Source organism: Nonomuraea sp. NPDC049684, from assembly GCF_044465345.1.
Taxonomy (GTDB): Bacteria; Actinomycetota; Actinomycetes; order Streptosporangiales; family Streptosporangiaceae; genus Nonomuraea.
On the sequence record NZ_JBITLO010000002.1, the window covers coordinates 754,092 to 770,733 of the forward strand.

A 16,642-nucleotide genomic window follows, 5' to 3' on the forward strand; every position below is an offset into this window, starting at 1 on the left:
ACAAACGTCAGCCGTCGTACCAGATGGACTTGTTGCGGTTCTCGGCCGCGCGGTAGTTCTCGTTCGCGATCTGGACGGCCTTCTGCAGCTCGTCCAGCTGCCCGCGCATCTGGGCGGCCGCGGCCTGCCACTTCTGCTCGTGCTGCCGGAAGAACTGCTCGGCGCCCTCCGGGCCCTCCCAATGGCCGGCCAGGTCGTTCTTCAGCCGGGTCATCAGGTCTTCGGTGGCCTTCTCGAAGGAACCGACGATCTTGACGAAGTCGCCCTGGGCGAGCTCCATGTGCCCAAAGTTGACTTTGGTGAAGTCGAGCTCAGCGGACACCGCGGTCCCCCTCCTACTTGATGTCGACGTTGATCAGGGACTCGACGCGGCCCATACCGGCCTGGACGTCCTGGTCGGCCGCGGAGTAGACGACCGCGTTGACGCCCATCTTGTCGGCGATCCCCTCCAGGTCGGTCCGTACGTTCCGCATGGAGTTGTCCCAGTTGATCATGGCGTTCTTGAACCGGGCCGCCGCCGGGCCGAGCCATCCGGTGTTGAGGAGACCGTTGGCGGTCGTCTCAACCGACACCCTCAGACCCTCGATGTACTGGGCGGTGTCCACCACGTGGCCAGAGGCCACCTTGATCTGGCTCGGGCTTGCCCCAAAGAATTCGGACACTCGTCACCTCCGTAACGATCATTTCGGTCGCTTACCCATATAAGCACCAAAGCCCCCAGGAGTAACAGCGGGCTCAATGGCCAAGATGTAACAACTTCTCGACATGTCAGCAAACGCCCTGGTCAATCACAGGTCCAGTTCGCGGCGGATTCTGTCGAGTTCTCCCATAACGTCATCGAAGGCCCGTTCGTAGCTGGCCTCGGCCTTCCGGACCTCGCGCAGCGCCCGGTCGGGGTTCTCCAGCATGCGCATCGGGTTGCCGTGCACGCCGAACAGCTCGGTCAACAGCGCGTCGGCCTGCCGTTGCAGGTCGGCGGTCGCCGCCGCGACGGCGTCCTTGATCCGCTCCGACAGCTCGGCCGCGCTCAGCCGCATCGCCTTCGGATGGATGTCCAGGGTGCGCAGGCCCTCCTGGGCGTACTCGACGACGATCAGGTGCCCTTCGTCCTCTCCCCTGCCCACCAGGTCGGACATGGCCTTCTGCAGCTCCTCGGACTTGCTGAGCTGCTCGTCCATGGTGTTCAGGAGCCGGTCCATGTCGATGTTGCCGAAGTCCCCGAAATCCGTCACCGACACCATCCCTCCCATAGGGCACATCCGTGCGAGTTAACCACAATCAGGGCTTCCTCATGGTCACTTCGGGCGGAGCCGGCTAACCGGCCAGGCCGCGTACCCAGGCGTAGACCTCCAGCACCCCGAGCGCGAGCGGCACCAGCGCGACGATCAGCGCCCATTCGGTGATGTCGGCGGCCCTGCCCCAGAACGGCGAGGGCCTGCCGCCGGGCAGCCACACGCCCATGCCGACGACCACCATGGCCGCCCACAGCAGCCCGAGCACCACGGCCACCGAGGCCACGCCGCCCACGCCGATCCCGACGGACACGGCCACCGCGCCGAGCGCGGCCAGCCCGACCAGCAGCAGCCACAGCCGCTGCCCGACGCCCTGGAACACCCGGGCCCGCATGATCTGCGTGAACGCCAGCACCAGGGACATCGCCACCGAGATCCACCGGCCGTCCGCGACGAACAGCGCGTGCGCCCCGGCCCCGACCAGCGCGACGCCGACGACCATGCCGGTCGCGTACCGCCGCGCCGCGCCGGTGCGCTCCAGCACCGAGGCGCTGTCGAGCCGCTGGTTGTCGCCGCGCAGCTCCTCGGCGTTGGTGGGCATGACCGGCAGCGGCACGCGGGCCAGCCGGAACGACAACACGGGCACCAGCGGACTGAGCGCCATCACGACGGCCGCGCCCACGGCCGCCACGCCCGCGGGCGACGCCCCGGTCACCATGACGACGGCCGCGCAGACCGCGCCGGTCATCGAGGCGATGGCCGTGCCGAGGAAGCCCGGCACGCCGTCCGCGATCGCGGTGCCGCCGAGCGTGGCCACCAGCGCGGTGCAGGCCAGGGCCCCGAGGAGTTGCGGCGCGCCGACGGTCATCAGCCCGCCGCCGGCCGCCGGGGCCAGCAGCCCGGCCAGGAACGCGTACGGGAGGGCGGCGTAGCCGATCAGCGCGCCGGAGGCCGAGTCGCCGACCGCCCGCGAGATGGCCATCCCCACGCCGACGACCAGCAGCGCGAGCGACCCGGCCACGATCGCGGTCACCATCGGGGTCAGGCCGCCGAAGGCCAGCGCCACGGCGCCGGCGACGAGCAGCCCGCAGGCCGCCCCGCCGCCGAGCCCGCGGGTCAGGTCGGGCGACCACTTGCCCTTGCCCTCGCGCACGCCGGTGGCGACCACGTCGGCGACGTCGTCGAACCTGGTCGGCGGCAGCGACACCGCGCGCGGGCGCAGGTAGAGGATCTCGCCGTCCAGCACGCCCAGCGCGCCGAGGCTCTGTCCCAGGTCGAAGGGCGGGCCGCCGAGCCGCTGAAGCGTCCAGCCGGGCGCGGTGGCGATGTCGCCGCCCAGCTCGCCCATGGCTCTGAGCAGCCCCGGAAGGACGTGCGGCAGCGGGATGTCGGCGGGCAGTGCCAGGTCGGCCTTCCTGCGCGGCCCTACCACCGTCACGTGGCACAGCGGCGGGAGCGGAGCGGGCACCTGGTGCAACGCGCCCTGCTGTGGAGGGGGGATTTCGGCCAGCGATGTCACAAACACAACATAGCGAGACAGAGTTAACTCAGACCTCAACTCGGACGTTCGGCACATCTGGTAAGAAGGTTCTTCCGAGCACCAGAAGGGCCTGTCACAAGGGTGAGCATCGTCGTAGTACGGCGCCCGGAGCGCCGCCCCAGCCCGAAGCCGCCGCGCGGTGAGATCCTGCTGGAGTCCCCACCGGAGATCCCCGAGGTCCAGTCGCAAGGCATGATGGCGGTGCTGACGTACCTGCCGATGGTGGCGGGCGCGGCGGCGATGGGCCTGATGTTCACCGCCGGGGGCACCAACGCCAACCCCATCATGTACGTCGCCAGCGGCCTGTTCGCGTTCTCGATGGTCGGCATGACGGTCGGCCAGATGGGCCGCCAGGCCGGCGAGCGCAAGGCCCGGCTCAACGGCGCCCGCCGCGACTACTTCCGCTACCTGGCGCAGATCCGCAAGAAGGTGCGCAAGGCCGCCATCCAGCAGCGCGAGGCCCTGGAGTGGAGCGGCCCGGCCCCCGACACCCTGTGGTGGACCGCGATGGGCCCGCGCCTGTGGGAGCGCCGCCCCCGCGACGAGGACTTCAGCACCGTACGCCTCGGCACCGGCATCCAGAAGCTGGCCGTCCAGCTCATCCCCCCGGACTCCAAGCCGGTCGAGGACCTGGACGCCCTGTCGGCCGGCGCGCTGCGCCGCTTCATCCGCACCCACTCGACCGTCGAACGCCTCCCGGTCGCCGTCGCACTGCACTCCTTCGCCCGCATCAAGCTGGACGGCGACCCCGCCCTGGTCCGCGACCTGGTCCGGGCCATGATCGCGCAGATGGCCGTCTTCCACTCCCCCGACGACATGCGGATCATGGTGTGCGCGAGCAAGGAGTGGATGAGCCACTGGGAATGGGTCAAGTGGCTGCCGCACGCGCTGCACCCCGAGGAGACCGACGGCGCCGGCCAGGTCAGGCTCATGGCCGAGAACCTGGCCCAGCTCGACCGCCTGGTGGGCGCGGAGCTGAAGGAGCGGGCCCGCTTCAAGCCGGGCGCCTCGCCGGACGCGCTGCCGTACCACGTGCTCATCCTGGACGGCGGGCACGTGCCGCAGGACTCCCAGCTCGGCGCGGACGCCATCGACGGCGTCACCGTGATCGACCTGTCGAACTCGGCCGGGACCGTCGAGGAGCGCAGCACGCTGCGGCTGCGCATCGACGCGGCCGGCTTCCACATGGTCAAGCTGGACCACGCCGGCCGCGAGAACACCAACCGGCTCGGCGACCCCGACGCGCTGGACTACCTGCGCGCCGAGGGGCTGGCCCGCCAGCTCGCGCCGCTGCGCGCCTCCACGGCCAAGGGCGGCGACGCCCAGGACGTGCTGGCGGTGAACACGACGCTGACCGAGCTGCTCGGCGTCGGCGACCCGACCCGGCTGGAGCCGTCGGTGACCTGGCGGCCCCGCGCGGGCCGGAACCGGCTGCGGGTGCCGATCGGCCTCGGCGCCGACGGCCGGCTGGTCGAGCTGGACATCAAGGAGTCCGCCCAGGGCGGCATGGGCCCGCACGGCCTGGTGATCGGCGCGACCGGCTCGGGCAAGAGCGAGCTGCTGCGCACGCTGGTGCTCGGCCTGGCGGTCACGCACTCCTCGGAGATCCTCAACTTCGTGCTCGTGGACTTCAAGGGCGGCGCGACCTTCCTCGGCCTGGACGGCCTCTCGCACGTCTCCGCGGTCATCACGAACCTGGAGGACGAGCTGCCGCTCGTGGACCGCATGCACGACGCCCTGCACGGCGAGATGGTCCGCCGCCAGGAGCTGCTGCGCGCGGCCGGCAACTACGCCTCCCTGCGCGACTACGAGAAGGCCCGCGAGCAGGGCGCCAACCTGCGCCCGCTGCCCACGCTGTTCGTCATCCTGGACGAGTTCAGCGAGCTGCTGACGGCCAAGCCCGAGTTCATCGACCTGTTCGTGATGATCGGCCGGCTCGGGCGCTCGCTCGGCGTGCACCTGCTGCTGGCCTCGCAGCGGCTGGAGGAGGGACGGCTGCGCGGGCTCGACACGCACCTCTCGTACCGGATCGGTCTGCGGACGTTCTCGGCCATGGAGAGCCGGGTCGTGCTGGGGGTGGCCGACGCCTACGAGCTGCCGTCCGCGCCGGGCAACGGGTACCTGAAGTTCGACACCACCGGCATGACCCGCTTCAAGGCCGCGTACGTGTCCGGCCCCCACCAGGTCGACCCGCGGCACGTCGCCACCACCGACGGCTCGGTGACGGTCCGGGAGATCGTCGAGTACGGCCCGGACTTCGTGCCCGTCCCGATGGTGGAGGAGCAGCCCGAGGACCCCGCGGCGCAGGAGGAGAGCAACAAGGCGCAGCAGAGCCTCCTGGACATCGTCGTCGGCCGCCTGGTGGGCCAGGGGCCGCCCGCGCACCGCATCTGGCTGCCGCCGCTGGCCGAGCCGCCCACGCTGGCGCACCTGCTGCCCCCGCTGTCGGTCACGCCCGAGCTGGGGCTGTCCACGGCCGGATGGACCGGCCGCGGGCGGTTGCAGGCCGTGGTGGGGATCATCGACCGGCCGTTCGAGCAGCGGCGGGACCCGTACTGGCTGGACCTGTCCGGCGCGGCCGGGCACGTGGGCGTGGCCGGCGGCCCGCAGAGCGGCAAGAGCACGGTGCTGCGCACGCTGATCACCAGCATGGCGCTCACGCACACCCCCCGCGAGGTGCAGTTCTACTGCCTGGACTTCGGCGGCGGCGCGCTGGCCTCCCTGGAGGGGCTGCCGCACGTCGGCGGCGTGGCCTCCAGGCTGGACGCCGACCGGGTGCGCCGCACGGTGGCCGAGATCGCCTCCATCCTGCGCGACCGGGAGCGGGAGTTCACCGAGAACGGCGTCGACTCCATGAGCACCTACCGCAGGCGGGTCGCCGACGGCTCGCTCCAGGGCGACGGCTGGGGCGACATCTTCCTCGTCGTGGACGGCTGGCTGACGATCCGCCAGGACTTCGAGGCCCTGGAGCCGGTCATCACCGACCTGGCGGCGCGCGGCCTCGGCTACGGCATCCACGTGGTGGCGGCCACCGGCAAGTGGTCGGAGTTCCGGCCCGGCATCCGGGACCTGTTCGGCACGCGGGTGGAGCTCAAGCTCGGCGACGCGTACGAGTCGGAGATCAACAGGAAGAAGTCGCTGGCCGTGCCGGAAGGCGTGCCAGGACGCGGCCTGACCAAGGACGGCCTGCACTTCCTCGGCGCGCTGCCCAGGATCGACGGCGTGCAGGACTCCGACGACCTGGCCGCCGGCCTCCAGGGCCTGGTCCAGGCCATCGGGGACTCCTGGCAGGGCCCGCCCGCCAAGCAGGTCAGGCTGCTGCCGTCGGTGCTGCCCGCCGCGTCGCTGCCGGGCGTGGAGGAGACCGGCAAGTCGCGGATCGCGATCGGCGTGGACGAGGCCGCCCTCGCGCCCGTCCTGATCGACTTCGACGCCGACCCGCACTTCGTCGTCGTCGGCGACACCGAGAGCGGCAAGTCCAACATGCTCAAGGTGATCGCCGAGAACGTCGTCGCCCGGCACACGCCGCGCGAGGCCATGATGATCGTGATCGACTACCGCCGGTCGCTGCTGGACACGGCGGTCAGCGAGAACCGCATCGGCTACGCCGCCTCCAGCGCCGCCGCGCTCGAACTGGTCAACGACGCCCGCAACGCCCTGCTCAAGCGCCTGCCGCCGGCCAACCTCACGCCCGAGCAGTTGCGCGCCCGCGACTGGTGGAAGGGCTCAGACCTGTACATCGTGGTCGACGACTACGACCTGGTGGCCACGTCCAACAACCCGCTGCTGCCGCTGGTCGAGCTGCTGCCGCAGGCCCGTGACATCGGACTGCACCTGATCATGTCGCGGGCCATGGGCGGCCTGGGCCGGGCCATGTTCGACCCGGTGATCCAGCGCATCAAGGACATGGCCAGCCCCGCGGTGATCCTGTCCGGCAGCAGGGACGAGGGCTTCCTGTTCGGCAACGTACGCGCCCAGCCGCAGCCTCCGGGACGCGGCTTCGTGGTGGACAGAAGGTTCGGCTCGCGGCTGGCGCAGACGGCGTTCTGGCCACCGGCGGAGGAGGAGTGATGGCAGGACTGGACATCCACTTCGAGGCCCTGGACGACTGCCGCATCGCGGCCAAGACCGTCGCGGGCAAGTTCGGCGACCTGGCGGAGAGCTACCCCGCCGGCGCCGCCGACTCCTCGATCTTCGGCAAGCTGGCCGACTCCGCGGCCCTCGCCACCGCCGTGGACCAGGTGGAGAGCGTCGCCGACCGCGAGTTCGGCAAGGCCAAGAGCCTCGTCCAGAGCGTCGAACGGGCCCTGGACCTGGTGGAGAGCAACGTGCGGAAGGCGAACTCCCCGGCATGAGCGCACCGGAGGCGATCAACGCCCTGCCCGGCGGTCCCACGCTGGCCGCGCTGGCCGCGCAGGTGAGCGGCGACCCGGGCGCGATCCGCGGCATCGCCAAGCGCTGGCGTACGGCCGCGGGCAAGGTGCTCGCCGACTCCGGCGAGCTCGGCAGCGCCGTCACCACCGTGGACCTGGCCTGGGAGGGCGACTCGGCGGACGCGTTCGTCCGCTACATGGGGGACTACGGCAGGGCCGGGCAGGGCCTGCACGACGCGCTCAACTCCTGCGCCGACGCGCTCGACGCCGCCGCCGGCGTGCTGGAGAGCTCCCAGCGCCAGGTGGACGGCATCTGCGACCGCCTGCTCACCCGTGTCCAGAACTACCGGACGGCCAACCCCGACGCCAAGCAGGAGGACCTGGACGCCGAGATCGGCCGCCTGGTGCGCGAGGAGACCGAGAACGCCAGGAAACCGGTCAAGGACGCCAAGGACGCCGTCACCGACGCCAAGAACGCCATCGGCACGGCGCTGGGCGAGCGCGCGACGACCTTCGCCAAGATCAAGGCGGCGGGCGACCAGGAGTTCGTGCCGGACGCCGGGCACCGGTTCGACTGGCGGCGTACCCAGAGCTACACCTCGCCCTATTCGGGCACCGGCGGCAGCCCCGTCATCGGCGGCTACGGCCCGAGCGGCCCGCCCCCTCCCGCGGGCGGCGGCCCGGCGCCCACGGGCAGGGTGAAGCAGTGGATCGAGGAGGCCGTCGGCATCCTCAAGGAGCAGGGCTACCCGGTCGAGAAGATGAACGTCGACGACATCTGGATGATCATCCAGCACGAGTCCGGCGGGAACCCGCACGCGATCAACCTGTGGGACTCCAACGCCGCCGCCGGCCACCCCTCCAAGGGCCTCATGCAGACGATCGACCCGACCTTCAACGCCCACGCCCTGGACGGCCACCGGGACATCTACAACCCGGTGGACAACATCATCGCGGGCGTGCGCTACTCGATCGAGCGCTACGGCAGTGTGTCCGCGGTGCCGGGGGTCGTCGGCATGAAGACCGGCTCCGGCTACCGCGGATACTGAACCCTGGAGCCGTTCGGATCTCGGGCCGTCGCGCCGCAGGGTCCGGGATCGGCCCCCGTCCGCCCAGCGGTGAGCGAGGCCCGGTCGAGGACCGTTCTTCGCCGGCGAGGTCTTCACACGCCATGCCCGACGGCCCTGGTAGGGCCGTCGGGCATGGCGCGGGTGATCCTGCCGATCTCCACTCCGTACGGGGCCTAGCCGCAGTTCGCCCAGTCGGCGCTGGTGCTGCCCGAGCCCGCGCTACCGGCGTAACGCACGCACTTGCCCTTGGCGGCGAGCTTCACCGGGCCGGCGTAGTACTCGTAGTTGCCGCGGTCGGTGCTGCTCGTGCCGCCCTGCACCTCCAGGGTCGCGCTGACCGGGGTCGCCTTGCCGACGTCGGGGCCGGACTTCAGGGTGACCACGCAGTTCTGACCGGTGCTGCTGTTGTAGAGCTGGTACGTCGTGCCGCCGGCGAACGGGGCCGACCGCTGCACCACGAAACCGGATCCGCAGACCTGGACCGGCGTGTAGGGGTTCGGCTTCGACGTGGCCGGAGGCGTGGACGTCTTCGTGGGCTCCGGCTCCTGGGTGGGCTTCTGCGTGGGCGGCTCCGGCGCCTGCGTGGGCTTCTGCGTCGGCGTCGGGGTCTGGGTCGGCTGCTGCGTGACCGTCGGGGTGGGCGTCGCAGTGGGCGTGGCGGTGGGCGTGCCGGTGGCCGTCGGGCTGGGCGACGGCGTCGGCTCCTCGGTCGGCCTGTCCGTGGGCTTCCCGGTCGGCTTGTCCGTGGGCTTGCCGGTCGGCTTCTGGGTGGGCGTCTCGGTCGGCTGCTGCGTCTGCGTCGCGGACGGGGTCGGCGTGACCGTCTTGGTGACCGTGGCCGTCGGCTCGGGCTCCTTGGTGGTCTTCCGCTCCTGCGCGGTCGGCTGGATCGTCGGGACCGTCAGCTGCTGGGCCGCCGTCGGGGTCGGCACCGTGGTCAGCACCGGCACCTGCGGGGTGTCGGCGGAGGTGTCGTCGTCCGGCAGCACCAGCGGGCCCACGCCGTCGTCGTCGGGGGACGGCGTGGTCGCCCAGGGGGCGGTGACCTCGGGCTGGGGCTGCGTGGGCACGGCGGTGACCGCCTTCTGGGCCGCCGCCGCCTCGCCCGAGGAGGGCGAGGCCGAGCCCGCCGCGGCGGCGGGCTCGAAGGTGACGTTGGAGGAGTAGCGGCTCGCGCCCCACAGGCCGATCGCCGACAGCAGCATGACCGCGACCACACCGGCGACCAGGCCGAGGGGGAACGGCTTGCGCGCCGGTCCGGTGCTGCCCGCACCGGCCATCGCGGGCTGGGCCGGCTCCACGGACGGGCTCTGCGGTCCGGACGGCGGCCCCCAGGCGGCCTGCACGGGCACCGGCGGGTACTGCACCGGGACGCCCTGCACCGGCTCGTCGTTCACGGGAAGGTGCTGCATCGGGCCGGGCTGCATGGGGCCGGGCTGCATGGGGCCGGGCTGCATGGGCTCATGCCCCATCGGGCCCTGCGGCGGCACGCCGGGCACGAACGGGCCGGGCTGCATCGGGTCGTTCGGGATCGGACCGTTCGGGACCGGCCCGTTCGGGACCGGACCGTTCGGGACCGGACCGTTGAAGATCGGGCCGTTCAGGACAGGACCGTTCGCCATCGGGCCGTTCGGGATCGGGCCGTTCGGGATCGGCGCGCCTTCGATGGCCAGGGGCAGCACCGGGGGCTGGCCCGGCATCGGGGGCTGGCCCGGCACGGGCGGCTGGCCGTCGATCAGGGTGACGAGGTCCGCCGGGTCGGACGGCGGCATCTGGGACGGCGGCATCTGCGACAGCGGCCCCTGCACGGGCACACCCTCGATCGGCGCCTCCGGCATGGGAGCCTTGTCGTCCCCCAGCAGGCGCAGCAGCGCCGTGTACGTCGTGGGCCGGCCGGACACGTCCTTGGACAGCGCCGCGAGGACGGTCTGGCGCAGCGGCTCGGGCAGCCCGCCCACCTCGGGCTCGTCCGTGAGCACGGCGTGCGCGTCCTGGCCGAACGGCGCGGAGCCGGTGGCGGCGAACACCACGGTCGCCGCCCAGGCGAAGACGTCGGCGTAGGGCCCGTACTGCAGGCCGTTGAGCTGCTCGGGGGCGCGGTAGCCGATCTCGCCGGCCGGGTCGCCGATCTCGATGTCGGTGACGCGCAGACCCTCGCCGGTGAGGATCACGTTGTTCGGGGTGAGCCCGCGGTGCGCGAATCCGGCCAGGTGCACCGCGGTCAGCGCGGTGAGCATGCCGACCGCCACGCGTTCGAGCGCGTCGCCGGTCAGGGGGCCGTCGGCGGCGACGGTCTCGGCCAGCGAGCGTCCCTCGACGTGCTCACGTACGACGTAGAGCAGGCCGTCCTGGACGCCTGCGTCGAGCGTGCGGGCCACGTACGAGCTGGACACCCGGCTGACGTCCTTGAGCCGGGTCACGAAGTCCGGGTCGGCCGCGGGGTCCACGGTCAGCGTCTTGATGGCGACCGGATCGGCGTCCTCGGACTCCTTGCCCAGATGAACGGCGCCACGCGGGCCCTGTCCCAACAGGCTCACGATCTCGTGATCGCCGATCCGCTCCGGTACTGCTGCCTGGGGGGAGTCCTTCTCCACCATGACCGTCCTTTCAGGAGTCCGTCATGATCAGAGACATTTAACCAAATAAGCCCCATAAGCATCAGCAGTTTCGGGCGCCCACTCTTACAGTTAACCGTCAATTCTCCCGATATCCGGCGGCGAGCCGGGACGCCAGCGCCGCCTGCGTCCCATGGGCACGAACACCCAGGCCGCCAGCACCAGCCCGACCAGCGAGAACCCGCCCGCCGCGACCACCGTCGCGACCTCCATCGACCGCTCGTCCGGCGGCACGGCCTTGCGCACGACGGTCGCGGGCAGCGGCGGCGGCACCGGCGGCGCCACGGCCACCTGCTCCGACGGCAGCACCGCGGTCACCGCGAGCAGCGGGTTCACCATCCCGGCACCGGTGCCCGTCCCGGACGCGCCGTCGGCGGTCAGCGTGATGCGCCTGCGCACCTGGAGCTGCGTCAGCCCGGGATGCCGCGCGCGGACGAGCGCCACCACGCCCGTCACGTACGGGGCGGCGTAACTGGTGCCCTTCAGCGCGGACTGGTACCCCTTGAGCGGCCAGGTCGAGCTGACGCCCTCCCCCGGGCCGAGCACGGCGACCGCGTTGGGGTTGGAGAACGTCGAGCGCCCGCCGTCCGGGGTCGCCGAGCCCACAGACAGCACCCCGTCGTAGGCGGCGGGGTAGGACGGGGTCGACGTGCCGTCGTCCTTGGTGAGGTTGCCGGCGGCGGCGACGATCACCACGTCCCGCTCCAGCGCGTAGTCGACGGCCGCCTTCAGGTCGGGGGTGTCGGGGGCGTCGATGGAGAGGTTGATGACGTCGGCGTGCTCGTCCACGGCCGTCTTGATGGCCTTGGCCAGCAGGCCCACGTCACCCCTGTCACCGGCGACCTGCTTGATCGACAGCAGGTCGACGCCGGGGGCGACGCCGTGGAAGGGGATGTCCTTGCGCGGCAGGGCGGCGATGATCCCGGCGACCGCCGTGCCGTGGCCGACGCAGTCGCGGAAGCCGGTGTTGGTGAGATCGGCCTTGCCGCTCAGCCGGATCTGCGGGTGGGTCTCGTCCACGCCGCTGTCGATGACGGCGACCGTGACGCCCCGGCCCGTGGTCAGCGGCCACACCTTCTCCGCGTTGACCCGCCGCTGCGCCCAGGTCTCGGCGATCGCCATGGTGGCCTTCTTGGGCGTGCACCTCACGGGCGCGGCCTGCGCCGGCGCCGCCGCGAACTGCAGGGCGAGCACGCTCGCCGCCAAGGCGCGACCAATCATGGAGAAAGAGCGTAGCCTGCCCGATCCGGGAGGAAAGCTCCCCTCAGGACGGAAGAAGCCCCGGCGGCGGGCCAGGGCCCCTGTCCGTGCTCACTGCGTGGCGGACTCGATGTTCGTCCTGTACGTGTTGATGACCCGCGACGCCTCGCCCAGTTCCTGGTTCATCCGCACGAAGGCCGCGCGGTAGCTCTGCCAGGCGTCTTTGAACTTATTGGCCCCGGGGCCCGTCCAGGCGGTGCCGACCTTGGCCGCCTCACGATCGAGCGCGGTCATGATGTTGTTGAGCGCCTCGGACTGCTGGGTGAACTGGCTGGCCATCTGCTGCATTTCCGCGGGGTTGCCGCCGAGCATACTCTGGCTCATGCATACCTCCTGGGACTGGTGAAAGCGCCCTCACCATAAAGCGGCCCACCACCCGTCGCCCCCGTTATGCCGAGCGGCTATGGTCGTCCAGAGGATTATTCGGATCTAAGGAGTGATCCGCTCATGCGCGAGGTCGTGGTGACGGGTGGCGGCACCGGGATCGGTTACGCCGTCGCGGAGGCGTTCGCCGCCCTCGGCGACCGCGTCACGATCACCGGCCGGCGCGAGCACGTGCTGAAGGAGGCCGCCGCGCGGCTGGGGGCGGCGTACGTGCCGTTCGACGCCGCGAGCCCGGCCGCCGTCCAGGGCGCGCTCGGCAGCCTGCCCTCCCACGTGGACGTCCTGGTCAACAACGCCGGGGGCAACACGAACCTGGAACGCGAGCAGTCCGGCGACCTGGCGGACGTCGCCGAGGCGTGGTGGGCCAACCTCAACGCCAACCTGCTGTCCGCCGTTCTGGTCACGACCGCGCTCGCGCCCCGTATGGGCGAGGGCGGCCGGATCGTCTCCATCGGCTCGATCGCCGCGCGCGGCACCGGGTCCGGCTCGTACGGCGCCGCCAAGGCCGCCGTCGAGTCCTGGACCGCCGACCTGGCCGCCGAGCTGGGCCCCCGGGGCATCACCGCCAACGTCGTGGCGCCCGGCCTGGTGATGGAGACCGAGTTCTTCCGCGGCAGGCTCACGGAGGAGAGCGTCAGGGCCCGCGTGCGGAACACGCGTAACGGCCGCCCTGGCACCCCCTCCGACGTGGCCGATACCGTTCTCTTTCTGGCGTCCGCGGGAGCCGGGCACATGACGGGGCAGGTGCTGCATCTGAACGGCGGCGCGTACCTCGGCCGCTGAGCACTCACGAGGACCACGAGGAAGGGACGAAGGTCGGTGCGGAAGGTTCTGATCGCCAATCGCGGCGAGATCGCCGTACGGGTGGCCCGCGCGTGCACGGACGCGGGGATCGGCAGCGTGGCCGTCTACGCCGACCAAGACATCGACGCCCTGCACGTCAGGGTGGCCGACGAGGCGTACGCGCTGGGCGGGCAGTCCCCCGCCGAGACCTACCTCGACATCGCCAAGCTGCTCGACGTCGCCGCGCGCTCCGGCGCCGACGCCGTCCATCCCGGCTACGGCTTCCTGGCCGAGAACGCCTCGTTCGCGCAGGCCGTCATCGACGCCGGTCTCACCTGGATCGGGCCGCCCCCGGCCGCCATCGCGGCGCTGGGCGACAAGGTGCAGGCCAGGCACATCGCGCAGAAGGTCGGCGCGCCGCTGGTGGCCGGCACCAAGGACCCGGTCTCCGGCGCCGAGGAGGTCGTGGCGTTCGCCGAGCAGCACGGGCTGCCGATCGCGATCAAGGCCGCGTACGGCGGCGGCGGCCGCGGCATCAAGGTCGCGCGCAGGCTGGAGGAGGTCGCCGAGCTGTACGAGTCCGCCGTGCGCGAGGCCGTGGCCGCCTTCGGCAGGGGCGAGTGCTTCGTGGAGCGCTACCTCGACCGTCCCCGGCACGTCGAGACCCAGTGCCTGGCCGACCGCGCGGGCAACGTGGTCGTGGTCAGCACCCGCGACTGCTCCCTCCAGCGCCGCCACCAGAAGCTGGTGGAGGAGGCGCCCGCGCCGTTCCTGTCGCCGGAGCAGATCGACATCCTCTACACCAGCTCCAAGGCCATCCTGAAGGAGGCCGGCTACGTCGGCGCCGGCACCTGCGAGTTCCTCGTCGGCCAGGACGGCACGATCTCCTTCCTGGAGGTCAACACCCGCCTGCAGGTCGAGCACCCGGTGAGCGAGGAGGTCGCGGGCGTCGACCTGGTGCGCGAGATGTTCCGGATCGCCGACGGCGAGCTCCTGGGCTACGACGACCCGGCCCTGCGCGGCCACTCGATCGAGTTCCGGATCAACGCCGAGGACGCCGGCCGCAACTTCCTGCCCGCCCCCGGCACGCTGACCGCCATGCGCACCCCGGCCGGGCCCGGCGTCCGCCTCGACGCGGGTTACGAGGCCGGGATGACGGTGCCGCAGACGTTCGACTCGCTGGTGGCCAAGCTGATCGTCACCGGGCGCACCCGTCACGAGGCCCTCGACCGGGCCCGGCGGGCGCTGGCCGAGTTCGAGATCGACGGCATGCCGACCGTGCTGCCCTTCCACCGGGCGGTCGTGACCGACCCGGCGTTCACGTCCGAGCCGTTCGCCGTGCACACGCGGTGGATCGAGACCGAGTGGGACAACCCGGTCGAGCCGTACGCGGGCGAGGTGGCCGCGACTCCGGCCGCCCCGGCGGCGCGGGAGACGGTGACGGTCGAGGTCGGCGGCAAGCGCCTTGAGGTGGTGCTCCCGGCCGGGCTCGGCATGGCCGGGCCCGCGCCCGCCGCGGCCAAGGCGCCGCGGCGCTCCGGCGGCGCGCGGAAGCACGCGACGGCCGGCGGCGACGCGCTGGTCAGCCCGATGCAGGGCACGATCGTCAAGGTCGTCGCGACCGACGGCGACGTGGTGAGCGAGGGCGACACGGTGGTCGTGCTGGAGGCCATGAAGATGGAGCAGCCGCTGACGGCCCACAAGTCGGGCACCGTCACGGGCCTGTCGGCCGCCGTCGGCCAGACCGTCACGTCGGGCGCCACGATCTGCGAGATCAAGGACGCCTGAGCCCGCTCCCCTGTGCCGGTGCGCCGTCGCGGGCAGGTAACGTGCCCAGTGAGGAACTTTGCCGACCGCCCGTTCGTCCTCATGGGCGAAGGAGGCTTGCTGCCAATGACCCATTCGCTGCGCCGAGCAGGGGCCGCGATCGCGGCTCTGATCGCCGGGCTGTTCGTCGTTCTTGCGCTGTCCCCTGCCGCCAACGCGGCGGCGCCACCTGACGCACAAACCGTGGTGCAAAACTGGAAGAAGGCCCCGCTCTACGTGGTGTCGGGCTCCCCCTTGAGCTCCAGCCAGCAGAGTGACATCAACGACGCGCTGAAGGACGCCGACAGCAAGATCTACGCTGTCGCGCTGCCCGACGGCACCTTTGACAACTCGACCGTGGGGCCGTACCTCTCGTCCCTGGGCAAGGCGCTGGTCGAGGCCGGTCGTCCCAAGGTGACGGTGGTGGTGTTCGACGGCGAGACGATGTTCGCCGGGTCCAACGCCCTGCGGAACAACCTCGCCGGCCAGCTGGTCAAGCTCTCGGTGAACGCCAACTCGGGCGACATCGTCGCGGGCGTGAAGGACTTCGCCAACCGGGTCGACGCGGCGGGCAAGAACGACCGCAGCGGCGCCCTCAGCCCCAGCAGCCAGGCCAACCCCGGCGCCGGCGGCCAGTTCGCGCTGGTGGCCCTGCTCGGCCTGCTGGTGGTCGGCGGCGGCGGCTACTTCCTCTACTCCAAGAACAAGAAGAAGAAGCGCGCCATCCAGGAGGCCAAGGACCTCGCCGCGGTCAAGCAGACCGTGGAGGAGGACGTCACCAAGCTGGGTGAGGAGATCACCGAGCTCGACACCGACGTCACCCTGGCCGGCCAGGGCGGCGGGCACATCACCGAGTGGCAGCAGGCGCTCGACTCCTACGAGAAGGCCAAGGTCCAGCTCAACGCGGTCCAGCGGCCCGACCAGGTCCGCGAGGTCACCCAGACCCTTGAGGACGGCCGTTACGCGCTGGCCGTGGTGAAGGCCAAGGTCAACAACCAGCCGATCCCCGAGCGGCGCGCCCCCTGCTTCTTCAACCCGCAGCACGGCCCGTCGGCCCGTGACGTGCGCTGGGCCCCGCCCGGCGGCGCGGTGCGCGACGTCCCGGCCTGCAAGATGGACGCCGAGGCCGTCGAGCGCGGCTTCGACCCGCAGATGCGCGAGGTCATGGTCGACGGTCACCGCCGCCCCTACTACGACGCGGGCCCGGCCTACCAGCCGTACGCCTACGGCTACTACGGCGGCTTCGGCGACATCATGACCGGCATGTTCATCGGCACGATGATGGGCAGCATGTTCCACGGCGGCTGGGGCGGCGGCGGCTACGGCGCCGGCTACGCCGAGGGCTACCAGGACGGCGGCGGAGGCGACCTCGGCGGCGGTGACTTCGGCGGGGGAGGCGACTTCGGCGGCGGAGGCGGCGGCTGGGGCGACTTCGGTGGCGGAGGCGACTTCGGCGGTGGCGACTTCGGCGGCGGCGACTGGTAAACCCTGCGCCGACCCTGACGGGCGCGCCCTCCCTTTCCGGGGGGCGCGCCCTTTTCGCGTTCCGGCCCGCCGGCTCGCGGGCCGCGCCGAGTCC

General features: G+C 71.7%; 13 protein-coding genes. 6 read left to right on the top strand and 7 right to left on the bottom strand.

Annotation, left to right across the window (positions count from 1 at the left end; genetic code table 11):
• Positions 1-7: 7 nt before the first annotated feature.
• The 4 genes from ACIBST_RS09215 to eccD all read right to left on the bottom strand — a co-directional run bounded on the left by ACIBST_RS09215 (position 8) and on the right by eccD (position 2,751).
• Entirely contained in the window at positions 8-322 is a 315-nt protein-coding gene (locus ACIBST_RS09215) for a WXG100 family type VII secretion target (protein WP_397170400.1), read from the bottom strand.
• 13 nt (positions 323-335) lie between these two features.
• Positions 336-662 (bottom strand): WXG100 family type VII secretion target, encoded by a 327-nt coding sequence (locus ACIBST_RS09220; protein WP_397170402.1) that lies wholly within the window; start codon positions 660-662, stop codon positions 336-338.
• Positions 663-788: 126 nt separating this feature from the next.
• Positions 789-1,232 (bottom strand): YbaB/EbfC family DNA-binding protein, encoded by a 444-nt coding sequence (locus ACIBST_RS09225; RefSeq protein WP_397170403.1) that lies wholly within the window; start codon positions 1,230-1,232, stop codon positions 789-791.
• Between the two features lie 82 nt (positions 1,233-1,314).
• Positions 1,315-2,751, bottom strand: coding sequence for a type VII secretion integral membrane protein EccD (gene eccD, locus ACIBST_RS09230; protein ID WP_397170404.1), 1,437 nt, complete (start codon positions 2,749-2,751; stop codon positions 1,315-1,317).
• Positions 2,752-2,853: 102 nt separating this feature from the next.
• Between eccD and eccCa the strand changes: the two genes are divergently transcribed.
• From eccCa to ACIBST_RS09245, 3 genes are read left to right on the top strand one after another with little or no spacing between them, the layout of a single operon-like run.
• Positions 2,854-6,843 carry a type VII secretion protein EccCa gene (eccCa, locus tag ACIBST_RS09235; protein WP_397170406.1) on the top strand — a complete coding sequence of 1,330 codons (3,990 nt, stop codon included), beginning with the start codon at positions 2,854-2,856 and terminating at the stop codon, positions 6,841-6,843.
• Positions 6,843-7,127 carry a hypothetical protein gene (locus ACIBST_RS09240; RefSeq protein WP_397170407.1) on the top strand — a complete coding sequence of 95 codons (285 nt, stop codon included), beginning with the start codon at positions 6,843-6,845 and terminating at the stop codon, positions 7,125-7,127. Before eccCa ends, ACIBST_RS09240 begins: the two co-directional genes overlap by 1 nt.
• The gene (locus ACIBST_RS09245) at positions 7,124-8,194 is read left to right on the top strand and encodes a transglycosylase SLT domain-containing protein (protein ID WP_397170409.1); all 1,071 of its coding nucleotides are present in this window, start codon (positions 7,124-7,126) and stop codon (positions 8,192-8,194) included. Before ACIBST_RS09240 ends, ACIBST_RS09245 begins: the two co-directional genes overlap by 4 nt.
• Before the next feature lie 194 nt (positions 8,195-8,388).
• Here ACIBST_RS09245 and ACIBST_RS09250 read toward each other — a convergent pair whose 3' ends face one another.
• From ACIBST_RS09250 to ACIBST_RS09260, 3 genes are all read right to left on the bottom strand, one after another.
• Positions 8,389-10,812 (bottom strand): protein kinase, encoded by a 2,424-nt coding sequence (locus ACIBST_RS09250; RefSeq protein ID WP_397170411.1) that lies wholly within the window; start codon positions 10,810-10,812, stop codon positions 8,389-8,391.
• A gap of 90 nt (positions 10,813-10,902) precedes the next feature.
• Positions 10,903-12,051, bottom strand: coding sequence for a S8 family serine peptidase (locus ACIBST_RS09255; RefSeq protein WP_397170413.1), 1,149 nt, complete (start codon positions 12,049-12,051; stop codon positions 10,903-10,905).
• Between the two features lie 90 nt (positions 12,052-12,141).
• Positions 12,142-12,414 (bottom strand): WXG100 family type VII secretion target, encoded by a 273-nt coding sequence (locus ACIBST_RS09260; RefSeq protein WP_397170414.1) that lies wholly within the window; start codon positions 12,412-12,414, stop codon positions 12,142-12,144.
• 123 nt (positions 12,415-12,537) lie between these two features.
• On the opposite strand from ACIBST_RS09260, the gene ACIBST_RS09265 reads away from it, so the two are divergent.
• The 3 genes from ACIBST_RS09265 to ACIBST_RS09275 all read left to right on the top strand — a co-directional run bounded on the left by ACIBST_RS09265 (position 12,538) and on the right by ACIBST_RS09275 (position 16,548).
• Positions 12,538-13,257: an SDR family NAD(P)-dependent oxidoreductase gene (locus ACIBST_RS09265; RefSeq protein WP_397170416.1), complete on the top strand. Its 720-nt coding sequence runs from the start codon at positions 12,538-12,540 to the stop codon at positions 13,255-13,257.
• A 36-nt stretch (positions 13,258-13,293) separates the two neighbouring features.
• Positions 13,294-15,045, top strand: coding sequence for an acetyl/propionyl/methylcrotonyl-CoA carboxylase subunit alpha (locus ACIBST_RS09270; protein WP_397170417.1), 1,752 nt, complete (start codon positions 13,294-13,296; stop codon positions 15,043-15,045).
• Between the two features lie 105 nt (positions 15,046-15,150).
• Positions 15,151-16,548 (top strand): hypothetical protein, encoded by a 1,398-nt coding sequence (locus tag ACIBST_RS09275; protein WP_397170419.1) that lies wholly within the window; start codon positions 15,151-15,153, stop codon positions 16,546-16,548.
• Positions 16,549-16,642: the final 94 nt, after the last annotated feature.